The organism is Prevotella merdae (assembly GCF_900290275.1).
In the GTDB taxonomy this organism is placed as follows: Bacteria; Bacteroidota; Bacteroidia; order Bacteroidales; family Bacteroidaceae; genus Prevotella; species Prevotella merdae.
Map to the genome: position 1 here is coordinate 325177 of NZ_LT985326.1, position 25061 is coordinate 350237.

At 44.4% G+C, this 25061-nt stretch carries 19 protein-coding genes and 1 pseudogene; 11 read left to right on the forward strand and 9 right to left on the reverse strand.

Annotation, left to right across the window (positions count from 1 at the left end; all coding sequences use genetic code 11):
* Positions 1–67: 67 nt before the first annotated feature.
* A complete protein-coding gene (locus C9991_RS15305) occupies positions 68–1252 on the reverse strand; it encodes an AGE family epimerase/isomerase (protein WP_106813340.1) in 1185 nt (394 codons plus the stop codon).
* A 66-nt stretch (positions 1253–1318) separates the two neighbouring features.
* Positions 1319–2236, reverse strand: a complete 918-nt coding sequence (locus C9991_RS15310) for a dihydrodipicolinate synthase family protein (protein WP_106813341.1) — start codon at positions 2234–2236, stop codon at positions 1319–1321.
* A 304-nt stretch (positions 2237–2540) separates the two neighbouring features.
* On the opposite strand from C9991_RS15310, the gene C9991_RS15315 reads away from it, so the two are divergent.
* From C9991_RS15315 to C9991_RS15325, 3 genes are all read left to right on the forward strand, one after another.
* The gene (locus C9991_RS15315) at positions 2541–3731 is read left to right on the forward strand and encodes an ROK family transcriptional regulator (RefSeq protein ID WP_106813342.1); all 1191 of its coding nucleotides are present in this window, start codon (positions 2541–2543) and stop codon (positions 3729–3731) included.
* 110 nt (positions 3732–3841) lie between these two features.
* A complete protein-coding gene (locus C9991_RS15320) occupies positions 3842–4651 on the forward strand; it encodes a KilA-N domain-containing protein (protein WP_106813343.1) in 810 nt (269 codons plus the stop codon).
* A gap of 440 nt (positions 4652–5091) precedes the next feature.
* A complete protein-coding gene (locus C9991_RS15325; protein ID WP_106813344.1) occupies positions 5092–6144 on the forward strand; it encodes an asparaginase in 1053 nt (350 codons plus the stop codon).
* 92 nt (positions 6145–6236) lie between these two features.
* Here the strand turns inward: C9991_RS15325 and rny are convergent, their stop codons facing one another.
* The 4 genes from rny to C9991_RS15345 form a co-directional block, all read right to left on the reverse strand.
* Complete coding sequence (rny, locus tag C9991_RS15330) at positions 6237–7772, reverse strand: ribonuclease Y (protein ID WP_106813345.1); 1536 nt, start codon at positions 7770–7772, stop codon at positions 6237–6239.
* Positions 7773–7836: 64 nt separating this feature from the next.
* The gene (locus tag C9991_RS15335) at positions 7837–8142 is read right to left on the reverse strand and encodes a cell division protein ZapA (protein WP_106813346.1); all 306 of its coding nucleotides are present in this window, start codon (positions 8140–8142) and stop codon (positions 7837–7839) included.
* Positions 8143–8154: 12 nt separating this feature from the next.
* Entirely contained in the window at positions 8155–8460 is a 306-nt protein-coding gene (locus C9991_RS15340) for a coiled-coil domain-containing protein (protein ID WP_106813347.1), read from the reverse strand.
* Between the two features lie 79 nt (positions 8461–8539).
* Positions 8540–9172: a DUF8491 family protein gene (locus tag C9991_RS15345; RefSeq protein WP_106813348.1), complete on the reverse strand. Its 633-nt coding sequence runs from the start codon at positions 9170–9172 to the stop codon at positions 8540–8542.
* A gap of 287 nt (positions 9173–9459) precedes the next feature.
* On the opposite strand from C9991_RS15345, the gene rfbA reads away from it, so the two are divergent.
* From rfbA to C9991_RS15360, 3 genes are all read left to right on the forward strand, one after another.
* Positions 9460–10344, forward strand: a complete 885-nt coding sequence (rfbA, locus tag C9991_RS15350) for a glucose-1-phosphate thymidylyltransferase RfbA (RefSeq protein WP_106813349.1) — start codon at positions 9460–9462, stop codon at positions 10342–10344.
* A gap of 82 nt (positions 10345–10426) precedes the next feature.
* Positions 10427–12961, forward strand: coding sequence for a GumC family protein (locus C9991_RS15355; RefSeq protein ID WP_106813350.1), 2535 nt, complete (start codon positions 10427–10429; stop codon positions 12959–12961).
* Positions 12962–12995: 34 nt separating this feature from the next.
* Positions 12996–13424, forward strand: a complete 429-nt coding sequence (locus tag C9991_RS15360) for a BT0820 family HAD-type phosphatase (RefSeq protein ID WP_106813351.1) — start codon at positions 12996–12998, stop codon at positions 13422–13424.
* A gap of 83 nt (positions 13425–13507) precedes the next feature.
* On the opposite strand, the gene C9991_RS15365 is transcribed toward C9991_RS15360, so the two are convergent.
* Positions 13508–14965: an aminoacyl-histidine dipeptidase gene (locus C9991_RS15365; protein ID WP_106813352.1), complete on the reverse strand. Its 1458-nt coding sequence runs from the start codon at positions 14963–14965 to the stop codon at positions 13508–13510.
* Positions 14966–15009: 44 nt separating this feature from the next.
* The gene (locus C9991_RS15370) at positions 15010–16005 is read right to left on the reverse strand and encodes a lysylphosphatidylglycerol synthase transmembrane domain-containing protein (RefSeq protein WP_106813353.1); all 996 of its coding nucleotides are present in this window, start codon (positions 16003–16005) and stop codon (positions 15010–15012) included.
* A 516-nt stretch (positions 16006–16521) separates the two neighbouring features.
* Between C9991_RS15370 and C9991_RS15375 the strand changes: the two genes are divergently transcribed.
* Positions 16522–17448 (forward strand): magnesium transporter CorA family protein, encoded by a 927-nt coding sequence (locus tag C9991_RS15375; protein ID WP_106813385.1) that lies wholly within the window; start codon positions 16522–16524, stop codon positions 17446–17448.
* Between the two features lie 102 nt (positions 17449–17550).
* On the opposite strand, the gene ltrA is transcribed toward C9991_RS15375, so the two are convergent.
* Positions 17551–18957 (reverse strand): group II intron reverse transcriptase/maturase, encoded by a 1407-nt coding sequence (ltrA, locus tag C9991_RS15380; RefSeq protein ID WP_106810824.1) that lies wholly within the window; start codon positions 18955–18957, stop codon positions 17551–17553.
* 607 nt (positions 18958–19564) lie between these two features.
* Here ltrA and C9991_RS15385 point away from each other — a divergent pair.
* The 4 genes and pseudogenes from C9991_RS15385 to C9991_RS15400 all read left to right on the forward strand — a co-directional run bounded on the left by C9991_RS15385 (position 19565) and on the right by C9991_RS15400 (position 25010).
* Positions 19565–21370 carry a DUF349 domain-containing protein gene (locus tag C9991_RS15385; RefSeq protein ID WP_106813354.1) on the forward strand — a complete coding sequence of 602 codons (1806 nt, stop codon included), beginning with the start codon at positions 19565–19567 and terminating at the stop codon, positions 21368–21370.
* Between the two features lie 512 nt (positions 21371–21882).
* On the forward strand, positions 21883–22290 hold the full coding sequence (locus C9991_RS15390; protein ID WP_106813355.1) for a hypothetical protein: 408 nt from the start codon (positions 21883–21885) through the stop codon (positions 22288–22290).
* Between the two features lie 77 nt (positions 22291–22367).
* The gene (locus C9991_RS15395; RefSeq protein ID WP_106813356.1) at positions 22368–22937 is read left to right on the forward strand and encodes a DUF1599 domain-containing protein; all 570 of its coding nucleotides are present in this window, start codon (positions 22368–22370) and stop codon (positions 22935–22937) included.
* Positions 22934–25010 (forward strand): annotated as a pseudogene (locus tag C9991_RS15400) (BT_3928 family protein). The gene C9991_RS15395 and the pseudogene C9991_RS15400 overlap by 4 nt, the downstream one beginning before the upstream one ends.
* Positions 25011–25061 lie beyond the last annotated feature (51 nt).

A 25061-nucleotide genomic window follows, 5' to 3' on the forward strand; every position in this document is an offset into this window, starting at 1 on the left:
TGGCACACATGGCATACGGCTTAACTTACCCATCTTAATTAACTTTTCCCTATAACCAAAATGAACCTTATTTCTTATTGACCAAAATCTCATTACAGAGCATGTACGAGCGTATCATCATACGAGGAACATGGAATGGTCCCTTGAAGATATTACCCTTTGCTGGCTGTGCTACTGAACCATCACGATGCAGATAGCCATACCATTCGCCATACTCATGATCTGGGAAGTGTGCGTAGGTCCACTCACTTATAATGCGGTGACGCTCCAAGTACTTCTCATCTCCAGTTAGCTTATATGCATAAAGATTGGCAATAATTGTCTCACACTGAGGCCACCAAAACTTCATATCCTGTGAATAGTCTTGCTGAGGATAACCCTTACAGTCGCGGAAGTTGATGATACCACCAAACTCCTTATCCCAACCCCAGTCCCAAGACCAGTCAAGTACTTGCAAAGCAAACTTCAACAATTCCTTGTCACCACGACGCTCTGCTACTTCCATAAGGAACCAAGAGGTTTCGATACAATGACCAGGGTTTATAAGGCGACCATTGATGCTGTCGATAAACTCGCCGTTAGGACCAACGGTCTCGAGCAATGCCTTAAACTCGGGATGAACAAAGTTCTTTGTAAGCGACTTAAGAGAGATGTCGGTCTGCTCGTCAAGCTCAGGATCGTCTATCACCTGCTTCAATACGTTGGCAACGTTGATGAGAATCATCGTTATGCTGTGGCCTATAGACTCAACTGTAGGCAGATATTTAGGCTCAAGAAGTCCTGGAGTAGTAAGACGATGACGCATATCTTTGAATATCTGCATTGCCTTATCTGCATACTGACGATCACCAGTAGCCTTGCAATACTCTGCCATTGCTATTGCTGCAAAACTCTCACTGAACACATAACGACGCTTGCGAAGAGGTGTTCCATCGGCTGCAACCTCAAAGAACATATGACGATCGGTGTCGAAACAATGTGCTTCAATAAAGTCTATAGTCGACTTTGCAGCATCAAGCCATTCCTGACGTCGCTCTATATTATTGTAAGCAAAGCAGCAGATATAGGCAAAACGACCCTGAAACCATACAGACTTTGTGGTATCCATTAATTCGCCATCACGAGCAACACATGTATACACACCACCATTCTCACGGTCGAGGCCGTACTTCATCCAAAAAGGCATAATGTTCTGGACAAGGTCTTCGCGATAGCACTCTGCCCAATAGCCTAAGTATTTGTTTGTATCCATCATTTGTATACTATTATTGTAGAGAGGTACGACTCTTGGTCGTACCTCTTATTAGCTTAATGAAAACTAAAAGACATTGCACTTATTGAAGAAGTCGATATCCTCGAGTTCCTTCTTCATACGAGCCTCTTCCTCATCTGTCATATTGTTGAACGGAGTGCGGTTCTTGCCAAGGTCAAGACCGATAAGCTTCATGATACGCTTACCACCAACAATATTGCCACGGAAGTGACAGATAACATTGATTACGTCCTGTGCATAATTCTGAAGTTCGCGTGCCTTCTCAATATCACCTTCTTTCCAAGCATCAAGGATGCCTGTAAGACAACGTCCATTATAATTGGTTGTACCACCGATGCCACCCTGTGCACCGCCCATTGCAAGGCAAGGAAGTATAGTTTCATCCTGACCGTGAAGCATATCAAACTTGCCATTAGCATAAAGACGACACTGATTGTACTCGTACAAGCTCTCGTAAGTATACTTGATACCGGCAAAATTAGGAATGCGACCGTCAACAGCCTTAAGGAAGTCAACCATTGAAAGGTATGCACCATTGAATGCTGGGATATGATAGAAGTAGAATGGAAGATTAGGAGCACCAGCTGCTATCTCCTCGCAATACTTAACAAGCTCTTCTACACGGCCTACTTTAGGGAATGGAGGAGCCATAGCACCAATAGCAAATGCACCTATCTTCTGTGCATGCTCGGCAAGCTTACGGCTTGACTTAACGCAGCAGCTACCTACATGAACCAAAACCTTGAAGCCTTCTGGAGCAACGCTAACCCAACGCTCTGCCAAAGCCATACGTTCTTCTTCTGTAAGCATATAACCCTCACCTGATGATCCGTTGATGAATACACCCTTAAGACCATTCTTTACAAGCATGTTTGCGTAACGCTCGATTGGCTCGAGATTTACCTCGCCGTTCTCATAAAAAGGAGTAAACGGTGCGTCAATCAGTCCTTTAATTTTTTCCATATAGTTTAAGTTATTAAAATGATTTGGTTTTACGTCGGCAAATTTATAAATTATTTTAATAACTACCAAGTATTTTCAAAGATATTTCATTATTATTGCCAACTAATATCGAATTTAACATAAAACCATTAAAAAATACCTTTAAAATAGACACATTAAATAATTAATCATGTTGAAAGTTTGGTTAATTGCATAATAATTACTATCTTTGTCTTGCTTAGCCTTAGTGGCAATGTAAAACCAACAAGACAAATAGAATAAAAACAAAATAAACTTACCTTATTATATTATTTAGTCAACCTATATGCCAAATACATTTAATCTATGTGGCGAAGGCAAGAATGCCACATTCAAAAAAGACATAATAAAGTACTTTGTTACTAATGGAAACTCCACAATCCAAGAGCTTGCCAAAGATATCTCGCTTAGTATACCCACAGTAACAAAAGCTGTGAGCGAACTATTAGAGTTGGGCTATATAGAAGAATATGGCAAGCAAGAAACAAATGAAGGTCGACGACCTATACTGTATGGACTCAATCCCGACTCTGGATTCTTTGTCGGAGTAGAGATAAAGGTTGGTTTCATAAACCTCGGACTAATGAATTTCCGTGGCGACCTCGTAGAACTTGACGACAACGTACCTTGCCATACAGAGAATACAATGGAGTCGGTTGACGAATTATGTAGACTTGTTAAACAATTCATAGACAAATCAGAAATTGACAAGAGCCGAATACAAGAAGTGATGTTCTGTATCTCTGGACGTGTAAACTCGTCAAGTGGCTACAGTCATACTATTTACAACTTTTCGGAGCAACCATTAACTAGATTATTATCAGACCGCCTTGGATATCAAGTAGATATTGAAAACGACACTCGCGCCTTTGCCTATGGCGAGTACATTAAAGGTGTTGTAAGAGGCGAACGCGATGTACTGTTCATAAATGCCAGTTGGGGTCTTGGTTTGGGCATTATTATAGATGGCGAATTATACCGTGGCAAGTCAGGCTTTGCTGGTGAATTTGGCCATACCCATATGTTCGACAACGACATATTATGCCACTGTGGAAAAAAAGGATGTCTAGAGACAGAAGCTTCAGGAAGTGCATTGCAACGTATAGTGCGCAACCGTATCGAAGAAGGTGAATCATCATTTCTTACTAATCATACAGGAGACATATACTCTCTGGAAAGCATTTTAGATGCAATAAACGATGAAGACCCTCTTTGTATTGATGTTGTAGAGCATGTCGGTTTGCGCCTTGGCGAAAGTGTGGCAAACCTCATCAACCTATTCAACCCAGAGTTGGTCGTTATTGGAGGCGTACTATCACGCGCAGGAGAGTTCCTACTACAAGCAGTAAGTGCTTCTGTTAGGAAATACTCACTCAGCATAGTAAATCGTGACACACGTTTGTGCCTATCCAAACTTAATGAACGTGGTGGAATAATAGGCACATGTCTGCTTGCAAGAAAAATCGTACTTGACTAATCAAGCGTCACTTGAAACATATTCAGCCAAAGTAGTGGCATAATATCCGATTTTAGATATATTACGAGCTAATCATATGGTACAGACAATACAATTAGAAGTATAATATTATGGCAAAAATAATAGTAAAGAACCAAACGATAAAGACCCTATCTAAAAATGGAGTCGATTATATCTGTATCACAGATATAGCGAGACAAAAGAATGCAATAGAACCAAAAGATGTGGTAAAGAATTGGTTGCGTTCTAAAAACACATTGGAATATCTTGGACTTTGGGAGCAGTTGAATAACCCGAATTTCAAAGGGGTCGAATTCGACCCCCTTTTGAAAGAAGCAGGTTCCAATGCTTTTACAATGAGTCCAACTCGATGGGTAGAAATAACAAATGCGGTTGGTATTATTTGTAAAAGTGGGGCAAATGGAGGAACCTATGCACAAAGGGACATTGCGTTTAAGTTTGCAAGTTGGGTTTCAGTAGAATTTGAATTGTATTTGATAAAGGAGTTCCAACGACTGAAAGAAGATGAGCAAAAACAGATAGGTTGGTCTGCCAAACGTGAATTATCAAAGATAAACTATCGTATTCACACAGATGCAATCAAGGAAAATCTTATTCCAAACGAGGTGACACGTGAACAAGCAGCTATGAAGTATGCCGATGAAGCGGATGTACTCAACATGGCTATGTTTGGTATGACGGCAAGACAATGGCGTGAGCAGAATCCCGATAAGAAAGGTAACATTCGTGATTATGCCAATATAAATGAGCTAATCTGCCTATCGAACATGGAGAATCTCAATGCTGTGTTTATCAACGATGGTATGGCACAATCTGAAAGACTCATCAAACTGAATCAGATTGCTATCCAACAAATGAGAATCCTCGAAGATACAGGAGGCAGAAACTTATTAAAGTAAAGACGGTTATGGCGCAGCAGAAATATACACTGGTAAAAAGAGCCATAAATACGCCTCCCAAAAGTAATATATATTAAATGCCAAAGTAATATATATTAAATGGCAAAGTATATTGTATTAAATGGCAAAGTATATTATATTAAATTGGCAAGTAATATATATTACTTTGCCAACGATAATGTTATCGTTTTTCTAGCTATTTAAGAGGGGTGTGTAGAAGAGGCGCTGACATGTCAAAACGAAAGTTAGATGACCGTGGATGGTGGGTACGGATGCGGAATAGCTTACATATCGCCACATATGGATACGAATATATTAGTTTTTGGGGCTAAAAAACGAAATATTGTTATTTCAATGCATTTAAATGATAAAAATATAGACAAACAATGTAGGATGTCATATTTTTATATTAATTTTGCCATATAATAACAATACACCACATGAACAACGACAATGCTAACTTGCGCCAACACAAGGTGCTGCTGATATATACCGGCGGCACTATTGGTATGGGACGCAATCCACAAACTGGTGCTCTCGAACCCCTCAACTTCGAACACCTCATTGCCAACTTGCCCGAATATGCCTACCTGAAGACGGATGTAGACGTTTATCAGTTTACTCCTCCGATCGATTCATCGGACATCTCGCTTAGGCGTTGGGCACAAATTGTGCGCATTATAGCCGATGGCTACGACCGTTATGACGGATTCGTTATCCTGCACGGCACAGACACTATGGCTTACACAGCAAGTGCCTTGTCGTTTATGCTCGAGAACCTTACGAAGCCTGTAATACTTACTGGCTCACAGTTGCCTATTGGGCAGTTGCGTACAGACGGCAAGGAGAATCTGGTAACAAGTATTGAGTTGGCTTCGGCTTACGATGACAATGGTCGTCCAATGGTACCTGAAGTGTGCATTTTCTTTGGTGGTCGACTGCTTAGAGGAAACCGCAGTACCAAGGAAAGTGCCGATGGTTTCAACGCTTTCAATACATTCAACTATCCGCATCTATGCGAGGCCGGTGTAGAGTTTCAGTTTAACCCTCACTTTATATTGAAGCCCGACTATAGTCGTCCGATGATTCCGCACTATGCCATGGACCCTAACGTAGTGGTGTTCTCGCTCTTCCCAGGCATTCAACAGAATATTGTGCGCCATGTGCTTGAGGCTCCTGAGTTGCGTGGTATCGTTATGCGCTCGTTCGGTAGTGGCAACGCTCCGCAAAAACCATGGATTAGGCAGCTGCTTATGGACGCTACAAAGCGTGGCGTAACTGTGGTAAACATTACACAATGTGTGGCAGGCAACGTAAAGATGGGACGCTATGAGGCAAGCTATCAGCTAAAGGATGCCGGAATAGTAAGCGGTTACGACTCTACTGTAGAGAGTGCCGTAACCAAGTTGATGTTCTTACAGGCAAGGTATTCCGACTGCCACACCATACGCAATTTGATGAATACAAACCTTTGTGGAGAGATAACAAAGTAGAAACACAAGTTGATAAAAACAGAAAGAAAAGTCCCCAAGAAGCGGTTGCTTCTTGGGGACTTTTCTTTATATTGATATAAGATACAAATTGCTTATTTAGCGTATGCAACCGAGCGAGTCTCGCGAATAACGGTAATCTTAACCTGACCCGGATAAGTCATCTCAGTCTGAATCTTGTTTGCAATCTCGCCCGACAAGCTCTCGGTCTCCTTATCGTCCATCTTGTCTGCTCCGACGATGACACGCAACTCGCGACCAGCCTGAATAGCGTAAGTCTTTGTAACGCCAGGATAAGACATTGCGATAGCTTCAAGGTCGTTAAGACGCTTGATATAGGCCTCTACTATCTCGCGGCGAGCACCAGGACGTGCGCCAGATATAGCATCGCACACCTGTACAATAGGAGCAAGGAGAGTGTTCATCTCCATCTCGTCGTGGTGAGCGCCGATAGCATTGCAGATATCTGGTTTTTCCTTGTACTTCTCGGCAATCTTGGCACCATAGAGAGCGTGTGGCAATTCGCTCTCCTCATCTGGTACCTTGCCTATATCATGCAATAGTCCGGCACGTTTAGCCTTCTTTGGGTTCAAGCCAAGCTCGGCTGCCATAACGGCGCAAAGGTTAGCTGTCTCGCGTGCATGCTGCAATAGATTCTGTCCGTAAGACGAACGATACTTCATCTTACCGATGATACGGATAAGTTCAGGATGCAAGCCATGGATACCAAGGTCGATAGCTGTGCGCTTGCCAGTCTCGATTATCTCGTTGTCGAGCTGCTTCTTAACCTTGGCCACTACTTCCTCGATACGTGCCGGATGTATACGTCCATCGGCAACAAGCTGATGTAAAGCAAGGCGACATACCTCACGACGAACGGGGTCGAATGCAGATATAACGATAGCCTCTGGGGTATCGTCTACAACGATCTCAACTCCGGTAGCTGCCTCAAGTGCGCGAATGTTGCGACCCTCGCGTCCGATGATACGTCCCTTAACCTCGTCGTTCTCGATATGGAATACAGATACAGAGTTTTCGATGGCTGTCTCGGTAGCCACACGCTGTATAGTCTGGATAACAATCTTCTTGGCCTGAGTGTTGGCATTGAGCTTAGCCTCATCCATAATCTCGTTAACGTAAGAAGCAGCATCGGTGCGGGCCTCGTCCTTAAGGCTTTCAACGAGACGATTCTTAGCCTCGTCGGCGCTAAGACCTGAGAGTTCCTCGAGTTTCTCGCGCTCCTTAATCTGCATTTTCTCAAGTTCCTCCTGCTTAAGCGCAATAAGTTTCTTCTCGTTCTCTATGCGTTGAGCACTCTGGTCGCATTCCTGCTTGCGTCGGCCAAGTTCCTCCTGACGCTGATTGAGCGAAATCTCGCGTTGCTTCAAGCGGTTTTCGCTCTGCTGTATCTTCTGGTTGCGCGATTGCACCTCCTTTTCAAGCTCAGCCTTCTTGTTGAGGAACTTCTCCTTGACCTCAAGGAGCTTCTTCTCCTTTATAACCTCAGCCTCCTTGTTGGCGGCTGCAATCATCTCATTATATTTTCCCTGTATTACGTAGCGGAAAATAGTATAGCCTGCTGCTGCGCCTATTATGAGGGCGAGCACGGCACTAATTATGATACCTAACATTATTATATTTTATTATACATTATTTGTTATATACGTAATTGTTCACAATTTTGGGTTTGGTGGCTTACTCCTTCTTCAGCACATCCTCAATTTCCTGTGTCAGTTTGCCGATGATGTCCTTATAAGGCTTAGTATCGTTGCGCGACAGTTCCATCTGATAGCGCAAGGCAATATCGATAAGCGCCATATAGAGCAGTTCTTTCTCGTTCTTTGGCCCTTTGTATCTCGAGGCATAGGCATTAACGGTACTCGTAATGAGCTGTGCGGCATCGCGATAGAAGGGTTCGTCCTCAGGACGCACGTTGACTGGTATCTCGGTGTCGTAAACATGAAGCCTGATGCGCAACTTGTCTTGATTTTCTTCTGCCATAATATTGAAGTGTTATTCAGTCGACTTGCCCTCGCTTACAAGCGTAATACACTTGTCTACGTCTCTTATCAGTTTGGCAAGAAGCTTTTGGGCAGCCTCCATATCGCCATTGGCAATCTCGACCATACGTGCTACTTTCAGACTCTTGTAATCGTTTTGTAGCTGAATGACATGTGCCTCAAGTTGACTAATGCGAGCTTTTTGCTGTTCGATTGTTGCATTAAGCGCGGCATTATGCCCCCTTAATTCTTCGTACTGAAGAATCATCTGCCTGACACGGGTAGTGAAAAGGTCGATAGATTTGGCATCAGCTTCCATTATGCTACTATTTGATTACAAAATTAAGTTATTTCTGTGAACGGCACAAAAAAATGTAACAGTTTTTTGAGTCGTTAGCTTATTTCTTTGCCTCTTGGTCGTCGGTTGGCTTAGGTTCTTTCTTGGCAAGCATCACCACCTGATATACAAAGTCGGATATCCACTTCTGCGAGAAACCAAGTCGATTATTGTACTGGCGTATAGCCACAACAGCCTTAAGCACGGCAGGGTCGGTATAGTCGTTCTTGGTAAATAGTTCGGCAACGGTCTTCTCTGTCATCTTGTACAAAGCACTTTTGAAGATAGAAGGCAGACGCAACTTAAACTTCATAAGGTTGCCCATAAGCATCATTATGTCCTGTGTGAATCCCTGGAACTGAATGAGATAAACCTGGACGTCCTGCATCTTGCGGCAGTTTTTGCGAATACTTTGATCTACCTCCTTGAAAAATAGGTCGTCGGTGCCATAGATATCCTTTAACATCTTGCGGCATGCGCTCTTTTCGCCAAGTCCCAGCTTGTTGTTGACAGTCTGCACATGAAGCGTAGACTTGAACACACGCAGATCGGGTAGCATGGCAAGATTGGTAATACCAACGTTTGCGGCTATAGAAGCCTGGAAGTAAACACGCACAAGCTGCATGTAGTCTTCCATTCCGCCTGTCTTGTTATTATCGTCCTTTCTGTTGAAAAGTTTTGATAAGAATCCCATGTTTGTGTAATGTTTATATTTTAAATTTAACCTTGAGGAAAGGCTTCGCGCCATAATGTCGTCTCCATGTATTTAGGCGAACGGAGGGCAAAGCCTATCATATGCAAAATTAATAAAACTATTCCAATCTCGCAAAAGTTTTGGAGGTATACGCATAAATATTTGACAATAATATAATAACAGGCATTTTTTAGGTCTGCATATGGGCTTATTCCAACAATTATTAGTATCTTTGTACGCATTTATGCGTTTTCGAATCATTAATTAGTACAACACACCTCACGACTATGAAAGGAATTGTTTTAGCGGGTGGTTCGGGTACTCGACTTTACCCCATCACAAAGGGTATAAGCAAGCAGCTTATCCCTATATTTGACAAGCCAATGATATACTATCCTATCTCCGTGCTCATGTTGGCGGATATTAGGGATATACTCATTATATCAACTCCAGACGATCTGCCATCATTCAAGCGACTGTTGGGCGACGGCAGCGACTTGGGGGTGAAGTTTGAATATGCCGAGCAACCATATCCGGGCGGTTTGGCACAAGCCTTTATCATAGGAGCCGACTTCCTTAACGGCGATTCGGCATGCCTTGTATTGGGCGACAACATATTCTACGGAGCCGGATTTACACAGTTGCTGCATGAGAGTGTGCAGAATGTTGAAAAGGAAGGCAAGGCTACGGTATTCGGCTACTATGTTAACGACCCCGAACGATATGGCGTGGCTGAGTTTGACAGCAACGGCAACTGCCTTAGCATAGAGGAGAAACCAGAGCATCCAAAAAGCAATTATGCCGTGGTGGGACTATACTTCTACCCTAACAGTGTGGTAGATATAGCCAACCATATAAAGCCAAGCAAGCGTGGCGAACTGGAGATAACAACCGTAAACCAGGAATATCTTGCCAAGGGAGACCTAAAGGTAAAGACCTTGCAACGCGGATTTGCATGGCTTGATACTGGCACACACGACAGCCTGTCGGAGGCAAGCACCTTTATAGAGGTAATTGAGAAGAGACAGGGACTAAAGGTGGCATGCCTTGAGGAGATAGCTTACAAGAAGGGATGGATTGACAGCGAGAAGCTTAAGACCATAGCTCAACCTATGTGCAAGAACAACTACGGTAAGTATCTGCTGCAACTGGCTGAGGGCGAGAAGAAGTAAGAAAAGCTGATTTATATAACAAGAAACATAACATAAACACTTAGACTATTAAGTGCAAACAAATTATTGCTGATAATAAAAAATGGAAGAAAACAAAACCGCAGGATTGTACAATGTCCAGCAAGAAAACGAAACCGAGAAGTCGTCGTTCGACATTAGGACGCTTTACACAATGGTTGTGCTCAACTGGAAGTGGTTCGTATTGTCGCTCATCGTTTGCCTTAGCTTGGCTATGGTATACCTTAAGTTAGCCACACCTATATATCAGGCCAACGTGAAGCTGCTGATTAAGGAAGACCAAAGCAACTCTAACAGAGGATATGCCGGAAAGAGCCAGTTGCTTGCCTCGTCTACACTTGGCATTATGACCAACTCGGCTGGAATAGACAACGAGATGGTTATTCTTGGATCGTCAAACCTTGCAAGCGAGACTGTAAAAGACCTCAAGCTATACGTAAACTATTGGATATCAGGACGTATAAAGGACCACATCATCTACCGCACTCAGCCGGTGAATGTAGACTTGGATGCAAACAGTCTTGAAAACCTGAAGATGCCTATCAAGCTTAACATCAAGCTTGAGAAAGGTCAGTATCACATCACTGGTACCTACGTGTATGTGCCTAACGACCCCGACAAATTGCCTATTAAGCACAAGATAGACCGCACCACAGCGCGCCTACCTTTCAGCATCAACACCAGCGTGGGTATTATAAGCTTTAATGCAAACCCTGGGTACCAGATGCCAGAGGATCGCTCGCTTAAGGCTGTCATCGTATCACCTAAGATGGCTGGTAAGATATATGCCAAGTCAATGGCGGTAAGCCAGACATCAAAGACCACAACAATAGCCGAACTTGTATTGAAAGACGCTGTGCCTATGCGTGCCGTAGACTATCTGCGCCAGCTGTCGGTTTGCTACAACCGCCAAGCCAACGAGGATAAGAACGAGATAGCAATGCGCACAGAGCAGTTTATCAACTCGCGTCTTGAGAAGATAAACAATGAATTGGGTGCTACAGAGGGCGATCTTGAGTCGACAAAGCGTCGCTACAACATCATCGACCCGAAGATCAACTCGGCTCAGACTATAGCCAGCTCGGATGTTTACACACAGAAGTTGGCCGAGACAAATATGCAGATTGAGCTTCTGAGAAGTATCGACGACTATATGAACGAGCCTGTAAACAAGTATCAGACTCTGCCTACCAACGTGGGCTTGACCGATCCTACAGCCTCGGCTCTTATAAACAAGTACAACGACATCGCTATTGAGCGCAACCGCCTATTGCGTAGCGCAAGTGAGAACTCGCCTGCTGTAACTCCACTTACAGCACAACTCGACGACCTTATAAGCAGCATACGCCGCGCCATGAGCCAGGCTCAACGCAACGCAGACATACAGCGCAACAGCATACAACAGCAGTATAACACATACGCAGGACAGATATCATCTAGTCCAGAGCAGGAGCGCGTGCTTACACAGATTGGACGTCAGCAAGAGGTTAAGTCGGGTCTGTACCTTATGTTGCTGCAGAAGCGCGAGGAGAACTCTATTTCTCTGGCAGCTACAGCAGACAAGGGCAAGCTTATAGACGATCCATTGGTTATGGGCAAGACAAGCCCAAAGACCTCTATCATCTTGCTTATGGCGCTTGTTCTTGGACTTGCACTGCCTATAGGTGTGCTGTTCCTCATCAACTTCTTCCGTTATAAGATTGAGGGACACGACGATGTAGAGACACTTACCAATCTGCCTATCATTGGCGATGTGGCTATTGCAAGCGAAGAGGTTAAGTCGAAGGCTGGTATCGTGGTACACGAGAACACCAACAACATTATGGAGGAGATATTCCGCTCTATACGCACAAACATCCAGTTTATGCTGAAGGACGGACAGAAGGTTATTATGACCACTTCTACAACATCGGGCGAGGGTAAGACATTTATCACATCCAACCTTGCCATGAGCTTTGCATTGCTGGGCAAGAAGGTTATACTTATCGGTTTGGATATACGTAAGCCTCGTCTGGCTCAGTTGTTCGACCTTAAGGACCGCAAGCATGGCATCACCAACCTGCTTGTACATGGCAATCCTACAAAGGAGGATATCAGAGAGCAGATTGTAAAGTCGGGTGCTAACGACAATCTTGACCTTCTTATGGCAGGTCCTATTCCTCCAAACCCGGCAGAGCTTGTATCGCGTCCGGCATTGCAGCAGATTATCGACTTGCTGAAGGAAGACTACGACTACATACTCATGGATACCGCACCTGCAGGTCTTGTAACAGACACCATACAGATAGGTCGTTGCGCCGATATTACTATATATATGTGTCGTGCCGACTACACAGCAAAGTCAAGCTTCGATCTTATTAATGGTTTCAACCAGCAGAAGAAGTTGCCTAACATGTGCATCGTAATCAACGGCATCGACATGTCGAAGAAGAAGTATGGCTACTACTATGGCTACGGCAAGTATGGCAAATATGGCAAATATGGCACATACGGACATAGCAACAACCGCCAGATGGCTTCATATGGTTCGTATGGCACATACGGAACTTACACAAGCAGTGGCTACGGCAACAAGAACGACAACTCGTTAAAGAAGTAATAACTCTTTTAAACAGTAACAATAACAAAAGAATATGATTATAGCTGTTGACTTTGACGGCACTATCGTTGAACACAAATACCCAGCAATAGGACGCGAGATTCCATTTGCCACCGAGACACTGAAAATGCTTATGAAGCAGAACCACAAGCTGATAATGTGGAGTGTAAGAGAGGGTAAGTTGCTTGACGATGCCGTTAAATGGTGCAAGGATCGTGGTGTTGAGTTTTATGCTGTCAACAAGGACTATCCAGAAGAGACGCTTGACAACAACAACCACTTCTCGCGCAAGCTAAAGGCAGACTTATTTATTGACGACCGCAACCTGGGAGGTTTACCCGACTGGGGACAGATATATCGCATGATACAGAAACGCCAAACGTGGGAAGACATTATAAACGAAGGTTCGTTTGAGACTCAACACGAACAACCCAAACGCAAGAAAAAATGGGGCATCTTCTAAGATGCTAACAAAAAGCCCAGAGCATTGATGCTCTGGGCTTTTTGTTGTATATGTAATAAGGTGTTCAAAATTCGCAAGCGAAATTACTTAACTGGCACTGTCTCCATAGTCTTCTTCAACAGTTCCCAGAAAGGAGCAACTGTAGAGATGTTGCAACGCTCAATAGTGGTGTGCGGTGAGCGAAGCGTCGGACCAAGAGACACAACATCGAGGTGCGGATACTTCTCAAGGATAACCGAGCACTCAAGACCAGCATGGTCTACCTGCTCGATAGCCTCCTCGCCAAACAGCTCAAGATAGTTCTTTTCAAGCAGGTGCAAAATTTCGCTGTCGGTGTTAGGATCCCATCCACCGTATGCTCCGCTAAACTCAACCTTCATGCCAGCCATAGAGAATGTCGACTCAAGAGTTTTGGCAATATAGTCGCGCATGCTCTCGTTAGCCGAACGGGCAAGCAGCTTGAAGTAGGCATGTCCACCCTCGATATCGATAATAGCAAGGTTGGATGATGTCTCTACAACAGTTGGGAACACCGGAATCATACGCAGTACACCGTTGTGGCAACCATAGATAGCGTCCAAGAGGTTGTCCTGAATTTCCTCAGGAGTCTCGTTCTCTGGAGTAGCAACATCCTCGGCAAAGAACTGGATATTCTCCTCGATTGTGCGATACTCGTGGTTGAACAGTTTGCACCATTCCTCAACATTCTCCTTCAAAGCCTCAACATTCTCCTTAGGCAATGTGAGCACTACCTCGCACTCAAAAGGAATGGCATTACGCATATTGCCACCATGCCATGTAGCAAGACGTGCGCCATACTCGGCGATAGCCTCACGAACGAAGCGAGCCATAAGCTTGTTGGCGTTGCCACGTCCCTCGTGTATCTCAAGACCAGAGTGACCACCCTTCAAGCCCTTGATAACGACCTTTACAGCAGCGTCCTCCTTGTCGGTAGCCACTTCCTTATAGGCGAGAGTAGCAGTAATATCTATACCGCCAGCCGAGCCGATAACAAACTTGCCCCAAGTCTCCGAGTCGAGATTAAGGAGTATATCGCCATTAAGCTCGTCGGCAGGAAGGTCGTTAGCACCGAACATGCCTGTCTCCTCATCGGCTGTGATAAGACCTTCGATAGGACCATGTACCAATGTCTTGTCTTCCATAACAGCCATAATAGCAGCAACACCCATACCGTTATCGGAACCAAGTGTAGTACCCTTGGCACGTACCCAATCGCCATCTATATATGTCTCAATAGGGTCGGTCTCGAAGTTATGGGTCGACTCCTTTGTCTTCTGTGGCACCATATCCATGTGTCCCTGAAGAATAATACCCTTACGGTTCTCCATACCCGGAGAAGCAGGTTTGCGCATAACAATGTTTCCGGCAGCATCCTTGAATGCCTCCACTCCAACACGTGCGGCAAAGTCGAGCAAGAACTGCTGTACTTTCTCAAGATGTCCAGATGGGCGCGGCACCTGTGTCAGTGCATCAAAGTTGCGCCAAATACACTCGGGGTTTAGGTTTTTGATTTCACTCATAGTAATATGTATTAAAAAAATCTATAATTCGTCATTCGTAACTCCTAATTCGTAATTCTCTTCTTGGTAAGAGCCAATGCAGCCCAGGCATAAACACCCAAAGCCACAACAAGCAGAGTTTGCACACTATGTACAATAAGCACAAAGTTAAGAGCGTCGGTATCGGCTACACCATACAGTATAAGCATAGTCTTAACGGCAAAATGCCACGGACCAGCACCATTAGGAGTAGGCACAATAACAGCAATACTACCCACGATAAAGGTAACGAGAGCGCAAGCCATACCAAGATGGGCTGTAGACTCGAAGCAGAAGAACGTAAGATAATAGTGAAGAAAGTAGCTGCCCCATATAGCAAGGGTAAAAGCCACAAAGAGAACAGGGTGCTTGACATTGCGTATAGACATCACTCCCTGCCATATTCCCTTGACAGTAGACTTCACCTTATTATATATAGCAAACCTACGCATGATATACCATAACAGCACACACACCGCAATGCCACACACGGCAGTAACGATATAGCCGGTTGTGGAGAATCCGGCAAGTATGGTATCGATATTGGTACCGGTGCGATTGAAGAAGATATTGAATATCTTAATTTGGAAGATGAATGTGAGCAAGGCAATAAGCATTACAAGCAGCGAGTCGATAGCACGCTCCATCACTACGGTACCCAAAGCTTTAGGGAAAGAAACTCCATCGTAACGTCTTAATATACCGCAACGCGCAAACTCGCCTATGCGAGGAACCAGCAGGCTAACGGCATAAGAAAGAAATATAGAGTTGATACTGGTAGAAGTGCGCGGATGTTCGCCAACTGGTTCAAGTGTAAGGTGCCATCGCCAACCACGGAACATCTGTGCAAGTATGCCAAACGGGAATGAAAGCAACATCCACATCCAGTTCATGTCGTGCAGCAACACCTGCTCAACCTTACCGAAGTCGAAACCGCGATACATCCAGTACAGAATCAGTCCGCCAAGCAGCAGCGAGAGACTTACCTTAAGCGTATTGTTTATGGTCTTCTTTAGTTCCAAATTCTTGCTATATTATAAATTTAAATTATTAAGTACAAAGTTAATGGAATTCAAAGACAATACAAAACAAACAAGCTTGTTTTTATTTATTTTACTGAACTTTCGCAAGTTCAGAGAATTCAGTAGTTAAAGGAGTTAAGAAGTTAAGCCAAATGCTTTTAGTGCTATAAATAAAGTAAAAAGCTAATGACTTAACTCCTTAGTGACCATAGGGTGCGACAACTCCTTAACTTCTTAACTACTTTCACTTGCGAAACTTCAGTTATTTTATAAAAGCCAGCGCCAATGCCACAGCCATTACGTGCTGTAGTTATTTGTTGCAATCCTGTTAAAAACCGAAAGAAATACGAAAACTTATAATAATATGTAAACGATTTTGCGTACCTTTGCAGTCGAAAAATCAAATCATAACATTTTATGGACGATTATCACGCGGAAAATATGAACTTGTAGTGCAGGAGGACGGCATCATAAAGCTGGTCTCCCCGCATTATTAAACCCATGGAGATTATCTTTATGAGAACATTTTGGAACACCAACTCTACACTCAAGCAAATCGAGGAATGGCAGCCCAACTGCTGGATTCAAGTAACATGTCCAACTGACGAAGACCAGCAACTGTTGGAAGAACGATTCAATATACCCGACTATTTCTTATCCGATATCAGCGACGCCGACGAACGTGCCCGTTATGAGTACGACGACGGATGGATGCTTATCATCTTGCGTATACCATACGTCAAGGAGATACGCTCGCGTACGCCATACACCACTGTACCTCTCGGTATAATACACAAGCGTGATGTAACCATCACTGTGTGTTATTACGAGACCAACATGATGATTGACTTTGTGTCGTACCATCAAAAGCGCGGAGAGGGATTTACCGACTATGTGGACATGATCTTCAGACTGTTCCTATCATCGGCTGTTTGGTACCTTAAGCGATTGAAGCAAATCAACACACTTATAGAGAAGGCCAAGCACAACCTCGACCATAACGTGAACAACGAGTCGCTTATAGCATTGTCGCGACTGCAAGACTCGCTTACATACTTTACAACATCCATCCGAGGCAACGAGACATTGCTTGCCAAACTGAAGTTTAAGTTGCAAGTGGACGAGCTTGATGCCGACCTTATCGAGGACGTAAACATCGAGATGTCGCAGGCAAGAGAAACAACAAGCATATACTCGGACATCCTTGAATCGACAATGGACACCTACTCGAGCATCATCAACAACAACATGAATACCGTGATGCGTACCCTCACGTCAGTGTCTATCGTGATGATGTTGCCTACGCTAATATCATCACTCTTTGGTATGAACCTAATCAACGGCATGGAAGATTATCGTTGGGGATTCCCCGTAGCACTAATCATATCTGTTGTGGTATCGGTGCTGTCGTGGGTCATACTACGCCACAAACGACTGCTATAAAGCTTGTTTAATCGAGTAGGAGGAAAACGAAGCAGTTTTCTTCCTACTTTCGTTTTCCGACCTCTCACACCACCGTACGTGCGGTTCCGCATACGGCGGTTCCTATTTTGGATACCATTCGAGATACGCCTCCATTAAAGTAGCATACCCTGCGGAGCGTAGTTTATTGTTATCTATCGCCCTTTTTAGAACAGGGCTGTCAGCTATTCGCCAATAGCCCTTGCGAGTGTTACCCCATTCGTATGCTTGGTATTTATTGATACCGCATCTAATGAGGTTTGCCACTTTTGTCTTGACTTTCTTCCAAGCTTTCCATATACACATGCGTATTCTACGTCTTAACCATTCGTCTGTTACAAGCAAGAGACGCTTCATATTGGCAAAGTGATAATAGCCGACCCAACCTCGTATGTATTCTTTCAGCTTCTGCTTTCTCTTGGCATATCCCCATCCATTGCTGCGGTTTGTCAGTTCTTTCAACCTTGACTTCATCTTGGCTTTGGACTTTGGGTGCACCGTGAGTTGGCATTCGCCTTTCATCACATAAAAGGAGTAGCCGAGGTATTTCACTCCGCGCACATACGACACTACGGTCTTTTCCTTGTTGACTTTGAGATATAGAGTATTCTCTATAAATCGGGTTATAGACTCCTTCACTCGCATTGCAGCCCTTTTGGACTTGCAGAATATCATCGAGTCATCGGCATAGCGCACAAAGGGGAGTTCTCTGCGTTCAAGTTCCTTGTCCAATTCGTTGAGCATTATGTTACTCAACAATGGACTTAGCGGACCGCCTTGGGGAGTTCCTTCCTCGCTCGCTTCAAACAAACCTTTGTTCATTACACCACTTCGGAGATATTTGTGTATAAGACTGACCACTCTGCCGTCTTTTATCGTACGGCTGAGGATTTCTATGAGTTTGCTATGGCTCACCGTGTCGAAGAAGCGTTCAAGGTCAAGGTCGACTACATATATGTAGCCTTCGTTGACTATCCTTCGCGCTCCTCGTAGTGCGTCATGGCATCCTCTTCTCGGACGGAAGCCGTAGCTCGTCTTGGAGAATTGGTTCTCATAGATGGGAGTCAATACTTGGTTGATGGCTTGTTGCACCAGACGGTCTACTACTGTAGGTATTCCCAACAGGCGCATCTTGCCATTGTCCTTGGGTATTTCTACCCTTTTTACTGGGTTCGGACGGTAAGAACCGTCCATCAAGGAACGGGTGAGTTCATCCTTATTGGTCAGGAGCCATGGGAACAATTGCTCGCACGACATCTTGTCGATACCACCACAGCCCTTGTTTCTCATAACTGCTTTGTATGCTCGATTGAGATTTGTGGGACTAAGAATTTGCTCGAAAAGGTGTTCCTTGTCGAATGGTACTTCCACGATGTTGTCTTCACACATCCACATGAAGGTCTGCACTCCCCCATACCATTCGGTTTCCGACCTATTTCTTTGGGGGCAGCCATTAACTTGGGATAATGTTTTCTGCATTCTTTCCTTCATAAGGTATGTTTCAATTACTATCGTTTAATTGTTAGGTTCAGCCCTTCGTGCAACGTTATCGATTGTTGCACTACTATGACGTCTGCTGACTTCTCACGGCAAGCTTTACTCCACTTCTTTCGTAAAAACAACTATTTGAAGCGTCCGTGAGACCTCCTCGGATAAGGGCGTTGTCTTTCCATCTTATACCTACTTCATTTACACCGACCGTTCCGAATAGCTATTGGGCTTTGGTTTGAATAGCAACCTCACCCACGGTCACATGCCTTATATGAAGTTTCTGTCCGTTAGGTCAGATGTTTGTCTTGGGCTTCCTTCAGATTTCATCTCGCGATGAACACCCTTGCCTTTGACTATGCAATTCCCGCTATTAGGGCTTGCTCGGGACTTTCACCCGTTAGACAATGCTCATGCCGAGCGTACTATAGGATATAAGCGAAAAAAAATTACTTTTTTCGCTTATATTCAATTTTTTTTATTAAGTTTGCAACCTATTTAAACGTGAAATAACACGAAGCCGTTAACCACAAACAACAAAACAATATCAATATTGATGGCTAAGTGTTGTGTATTTGAATTACCCGTATCATAAACTTAAAACAGTTAAATGATGGACTCTCAAGAAAACGCCCTGTTGCAAGGTGCACAAGAAGAACAGAACGTAGAGCAGACCACACAGGCTGCTGACGCTCAAAAAGTAGAGAACGCCAAAGTGTACAAGAACAAGAAAGAGGTGGTTGAACGCCTTAAGGAAATCGCCGCAAGCGACGAGAATCCTAACAAGGACGAGATAGACCTTCTAAAGACCGTGTTCTACAAACTGCACATCACAGAGCGTGAAGCCAAACTTAAGGAATACATTGATGGTGGCGGCGACCCTGCAACCTATCAGATTCTGCCTGATGAAGATGAAGAAGCATTCAAGGCAGAAATGGCTATCGTACGCGAAAAAAGACAAAAGGTGTTCCAAGAGCAAGAGGCTGAAAAACAGGCTAATCTCGAAAAGAAACTCGAGATAATAGAAAAGATAAAGGCTATGGCTACATCGCCCGATGAAGCCAACAAATCATATAATGAATTCAAGGAACTGCAGCAGCAGTGGAAGGACATCAAGGCCGTACCAGCCGACAAGGCAAATGAGCTTTGGCGCAATTATCAGCTGTATGTAGAGCAGTTCTACGACTTGCTGAAGCTAAACTCAGAGGCTCGCGAATATGATTTCAAGAAGAACCTTGAGCTTAAGACCAAGCTGTGTGAGGCTGCAGAAAACCTTGCCAATGAGGAGGATGTTATCAGCGCATTCCATCAGTTGCAGGAGTTGCACCAGCAATATCGCGAAATAGGTCCGGTAGCAAAGGAGCTTCGCGAGCAGATATGGACACGCTTTAAGGCTGCTTCTACAGTTATCAACAAGCGCCATCAGCAGCACTTCGAGCAGATTCGCGCTAAGGAAGACGAGAATCTTGCACGCAAGACAGCTCTATGCGAGAAGGTTGAAGAGCTGGGTAAAGTGGAGAACAAGACAGCCAGCGATTGGGAGTCGCGCTCTAAGGAGATTATCGAATTGCAGAATGAATGGAAGACCATAGGTTTTGCACCACAGAAGATGAATGTAAAGATATTCGAACGCTTCCGTGCTGCCTGTGACGACTTCTTTGGCCGTAAAGCCGAATACTTCAAGGAGATGAAGAAGACATTTGCAGAGAATGCTGACAAGAAGCGCGCTCTTGTTGAAAAGGCTAAGGAACTGGCCGACTCTACAGAATGGAAGTCGACAAGCGACAAGCTCATTGCATTGCAGAAGGAATGGAAGACTATAGGCATGGTGCCAAAGAAACTTGGCGACCAGCTTTGGAACGAATTCCTTGGAGCATGCAACAAGTTCTTTGAGGCACGTAATGCAGCCAACGCCGGAACACGCAATGAGGAGCATGCCAACCTTAACAAGAAGAACGAGATTATTGCAAAGCTTCGCTCTATGCTTGAGAACGCTGCCGAAACAACACGCGAGAATGTTCAGGCTCTGGTAGAAGAATATAATAAGGTGGGACATGTGCCTTACAAAGATAAGGACAAGCTGTATGCCGAGTTCCACGAAGTGCTCGACAATATATACAAGCAGCTCAATATCTCTACACGCCGTCGTCGTTTGGACGACTTTAAGTCAGGCTTGAAGAACGTGGCAAAGCGTGGCGAGGAAGCTCTTGATTCTGAGCGCGGACGCCTTATGCGCCGTCGCGACCAGTTGCGTCAAGAGATTCAGACATACGAGAATAACCTTGGATTCCTTAATGCAAGCTCAAAGAAGGGCAATAGCCTTATCGATGAGATGAACCGCAAGGTACAGAAGTTGCGTGACGATCTGGAGCTCGTTTGCCAGAAGATCAAGGCTGTCAACTCAGAAAAGAAATAACTGTAAATTATTATAACACAGCTAATAAATGCTGAAGCGCAGCATAAAATCTCATATTGCCAGCGATGGTGGTATGAGATTTTTTGTGTTTATACACATATAAAAAAACAGCCGACAAACACATAGTCTGCCGGCTGTAATATTTTAACAACTTACCAAATTTTTCTTCGATTAAATAGAAGAAGGCATTGATAGCATTAAGAAGTAATGTTTACTTAATGTCTATCTTGTGTGCCATACTAATGACCTGGGCAAGAGAAATTGCCACAACAGCCAATAACAACATAGTTACCATAATCTTTTTCCTTTCTTTTAATTTGTTATCCTAAATGTTATCCTTTATGTCTTTTAGACGTTGCAAAGATACAAACAGAAACCTGTGCACGCAAACAATAAACACAAAACTTACATAACGGCATTCCTTTTTTGATACAAGTCAAAATTCTTAGCTTAAAGTTAAATATTCCGAATTTACTTGCCCATTGCGCTATAAAGTTGTACTTTTGCCAATTATGAGACACCTAATCACCATATTATTGGCAGCTATGCTGCTTTCTGCATGCTCGCAGAGCGAAGAAGACAAGGCAAAGCCCTTGCTCGCCAAAATAGACTCGCTGTATAAAAGCGGCAATTACCGAGCTACACTCGACTCTATTGTGCTGTTGCGCGAGCATTATCCACAGGCAATAGAAGCCCGCAAGACGGCATTGCGCCTATGGCAAAACGCATCACTAAAATTGGCTCAGGCAGATGTGGCAAGCACAGACATAAAGTTGCAAGAAATGACAGAGGCACTTAAAACAGAGACCAATCTCTACCGCCGCAATATGATGACCGTAAAGCGCGACTCACTGCAAGCACGCTACGAAGCTATGTGTGGCGTGGTGAGAATGATACACTTGCGACAGAAACAACACTAAAATAGGCTCGTATCTTGTGCATATCACAAGCAATCTCTTGTATATATCACAGGAAATTTGTATTTTTGCGCCGAATTATGAATAATACAGACGAACAATTCAGCAAGACTGAAGAGCAATTTAGAAACGTAATGGCAGAATGCCGCTCGCTATTTGCCAAGAAGCTGCACGATTATGGTGCATCATGGCGCATATTGAGACCGGTATCGCTTACCGACCAGCTCTTCATCAAAGCAAAACGCATACGCTCACTTGAGACTACAGGCACATCGCTTGTGGGAGAAGGCATACGCCCAGAATTTATTGCACTTATCAACTACGGCATCATCGGACTCATACAACTTGAGAAAGGATATGCCGACACTGTAGACATGACTCCCGACCAGGCACTAAACCTATACGACGAGCACGCCAAAAAGTGTCTGGAGCTTATGTTGCGCAAGAACCACGACTATAACGAGGCATGGAGAGACATGCGCGTAAGCAGCTACACCGACTTTATCCTTACAAAGATACAGCGCGTTAAGGAGATTGAGAATCTGAATGGCTCTACACTCGTGTCGGAAGGCATCGACGCCAACTATATGGACATTATTAACTACGCATGCTTCGGTGCGATAAAGATGCTCGAAAACAAAGAACTATGAACAAGTTGCGAGTTATCATAGTTAACGTGTGCCGACTGATTCTTGCCGTAACATTTATCATATCAGGATATGTCAAGGCCATAGACCCATTGGGCACACAATATAAGATAACCGACTATCTGGCGGCGATAGACCTTGCCGGTATGGTGCCACAATGGACCACACTACTATTGGCAGTGGTGCTGGCAGCTATAGAGTTTGCACTCGGCGTATTCATGCTGTTTGCAATAAAACGCCAGATAACAACACGTCTAACACTGGCATTTATGGCCGTGATGACGCTGATAACTGTATGGATATACATTGCCGACCCCGTAAAAGACTGCGGATGTTTTGGCGATGCATTCATACTGACTAATGGCGAGACGCTGCTAAAAAATATACTGCTGGTAGCATGTGCGGCTATAGTGGCTTGGCAACCGGCATGTATGTTGCGACTTATATCGCCATCCAACCAGTGGTTGGTGATGAACTATGCAGTAGTCTACATCCTAGGCACAAGCCTTTGGTGTCTGTACGCACTCCCAACATTCGACTTCCGCCCCTACCACATAGGTGTCAACATAAAGGAAGCCATGACCGTACCCGAGGGAGCGCCACAAACCGAGTATGCCACAACATTCATCATGCAAAAGGATGGCAAGACAAGGGAGTTTACAGTCGACAACTATCCCGACTCTACATGGCAGTTTGTAGATGCCCGTACGGTTGTTACCAAGCAAGGATACGAGCCACCTATACACGACTTTATCATCGACTCGGCAACAACTGGTGAAGATATTACCGACTCAATACTCTCACGCCCTGGATATACATTTCTGCTTATAGCCCCATCGTTAGCAAAAGCAGACGACAGCAACTTTGGCGACATCGACCAAATATACGAATACGCCCAAGAGCAAGGCGCAGCCTTCTACTGTCTTACGGCTTCTACCGACAAAGACATTACAAGATGGCGCGACATAACTGGTGCAGAATATCCCTTCTGCTTGTCAGACGAGACAACGCTCAAGACAATAATACGCTCCAACCCCGGACTTCTACTGCTGAAGAACGGCACTATAATAGGCAAGTGGAGCCACAACCTATTGCCACAGACCGATGAACTGACGGCGCCACTAAACAAATTGTCTATAGGACAGATGCCAACAGATAACGGAATGTCGTCAAGCATACTAAAGGTTGTGCTGACATTCTTGCTGCCACTGTTCCTACTGTCGCTTGCCGACCGACTGTGGGCTTGGACCAAATGGGTAAGAAGTAAACAGAAAGAGAATAATATATTCCAAATCTTTAAATCAAAAAAAGAAAATGAGAAAGAAAATTGTAGCAGGTAACTGGAAAATGAACCTCAACCTGCAGGATGGTGTAGCTCTCGCTAAGGAAATCAACGAGGCACTTGTAGCTGAAAAGCCTAACTGCGACGTAGTAATTTGCACTCCGTTCATCCACTTGGCTTCTGTTGCCAACGTATTGGATTCTTCTGTTGTAGGTCTTGGTGCTGAGAACTGCGCCGACAAGGAGAAGGGTGCTTACACTGGTGAGGTTTCTGCCGAAATGGTTAAGAGCACTGGTGCACAGTATGTAATCCTTGGCCACTCTGAGCGTCGCCAGTACTATGGCGAGACAGCCGAGATTCTGAAGGAGAAGGTAGACCTCGCTCTTGCACATGGCTTGAAGGTAATCTTCTGCTGTGGCGAGACTCTCGAGGAGCGCAAGGCAGAGAAGCAGAACGATGTAGTAAAGGCTGAGCTCGAAGGTTCGGTATTCCACCTCGACGCAGAGGCTTGGAAGAACATCATCATCGCTTACGAGCCAATCTGGGCTATTGGTACTGGCATGACTGCCACATCTGACCAGGCAGAGGAAATGCTTGCATACATCCGCTCTATCGTAGCCGAGAAGTATGGCAACGAGGCTGCAGAGGACACATCTATCCTCTATGGCGGTAGCTGCAAGGCAAGCAACGCTCCTGAACTCTTCTCTAAGCCTAACATCGACGGTGGCTTGATTGGTGGCGCTTCATTGAAGTGTGCCGACTTCAAGGGCATCATTGACGCTTGGAAGAAGTAATTAAAAAGATATTCTTTAAAAGAAACAGTGAGACTGCATGCCCACACAGGC

What these genes read in the sequence shown, in the direction of transcription:
- C9991_RS15375 (WP_106813385.1), top strand. Translation starts at nt 16,522, where the DNA reads ATGAGAACATTTTGGAACACCAACTCTACACTCAAGCAAATCGAGGAA.
- C9991_RS15395 (WP_106813356.1), top strand. Translation starts at nt 22,368, where the DNA reads ATGAATAATACAGACGAACAATTCAGCAAGACTGAAGAGCAATTTAGA.
- C9991_RS15305 (WP_106813340.1), bottom strand. Translation starts at nt 1,252, where the DNA reads ATGGATACAAACAAATACTTAGGCTATTGGGCAGAGTGCTATCGCGAA.
- C9991_RS15390 (WP_106813355.1), top strand. Translation starts at nt 21,883, where the DNA reads ATGAGACACCTAATCACCATATTATTGGCAGCTATGCTGCTTTCTGCA.
- ltrA (WP_106810824.1), bottom strand. Translation starts at nt 18,957, where the DNA reads ATGAAGGAAAGAATGCAGAAAACATTATCCCAAGTTAATGGCTGCCCC.
- C9991_RS15310 (WP_106813341.1), bottom strand. Translation starts at nt 2,236, where the DNA reads ATGGAAAAAATTAAAGGACTGATTGACGCACCGTTTACTCCTTTTTAT.
- C9991_RS15325 (WP_106813344.1), top strand. Translation starts at nt 5,092, where the DNA reads ATGAACAACGACAATGCTAACTTGCGCCAACACAAGGTGCTGCTGATA.
- C9991_RS15365 (WP_106813352.1), bottom strand. Translation starts at nt 14,965, where the DNA reads ATGAGTGAAATCAAAAACCTAAACCCCGAGTGTATTTGGCGCAACTTT.
- C9991_RS15340 (WP_106813347.1), bottom strand. Translation starts at nt 8,460, where the DNA reads ATGGAAGCTGATGCCAAATCTATCGACCTTTTCACTACCCGTGTCAGG.
- C9991_RS15345 (WP_106813348.1), bottom strand. Translation starts at nt 9,172, where the DNA reads ATGGGATTCTTATCAAAACTTTTCAACAGAAAGGACGATAATAACAAG.
- C9991_RS15315 (WP_106813342.1), top strand. Translation starts at nt 2,541, where the DNA reads ATGCCAAATACATTTAATCTATGTGGCGAAGGCAAGAATGCCACATTC.
- C9991_RS15360 (WP_106813351.1), top strand. Translation starts at nt 12,996, where the DNA reads ATGATTATAGCTGTTGACTTTGACGGCACTATCGTTGAACACAAATAC.
- C9991_RS15320 (WP_106813343.1), top strand. Translation starts at nt 3,842, where the DNA reads ATGGCAAAAATAATAGTAAAGAACCAAACGATAAAGACCCTATCTAAA.
- C9991_RS15355 (WP_106813350.1), top strand. Translation starts at nt 10,427, where the DNA reads ATGGAAGAAAACAAAACCGCAGGATTGTACAATGTCCAGCAAGAAAAC.
- C9991_RS15335 (WP_106813346.1), bottom strand. Translation starts at nt 8,142, where the DNA reads ATGGCAGAAGAAAATCAAGACAAGTTGCGCATCAGGCTTCATGTTTAC.
- C9991_RS15385 (WP_106813354.1), top strand. Translation starts at nt 19,565, where the DNA reads ATGATGGACTCTCAAGAAAACGCCCTGTTGCAAGGTGCACAAGAAGAA.
- rny (WP_106813345.1), bottom strand. Translation starts at nt 7,772, where the DNA reads ATGTTAGGTATCATAATTAGTGCCGTGCTCGCCCTCATAATAGGCGCA.
- rfbA (WP_106813349.1), top strand. Translation starts at nt 9,460, where the DNA reads ATGAAAGGAATTGTTTTAGCGGGTGGTTCGGGTACTCGACTTTACCCC.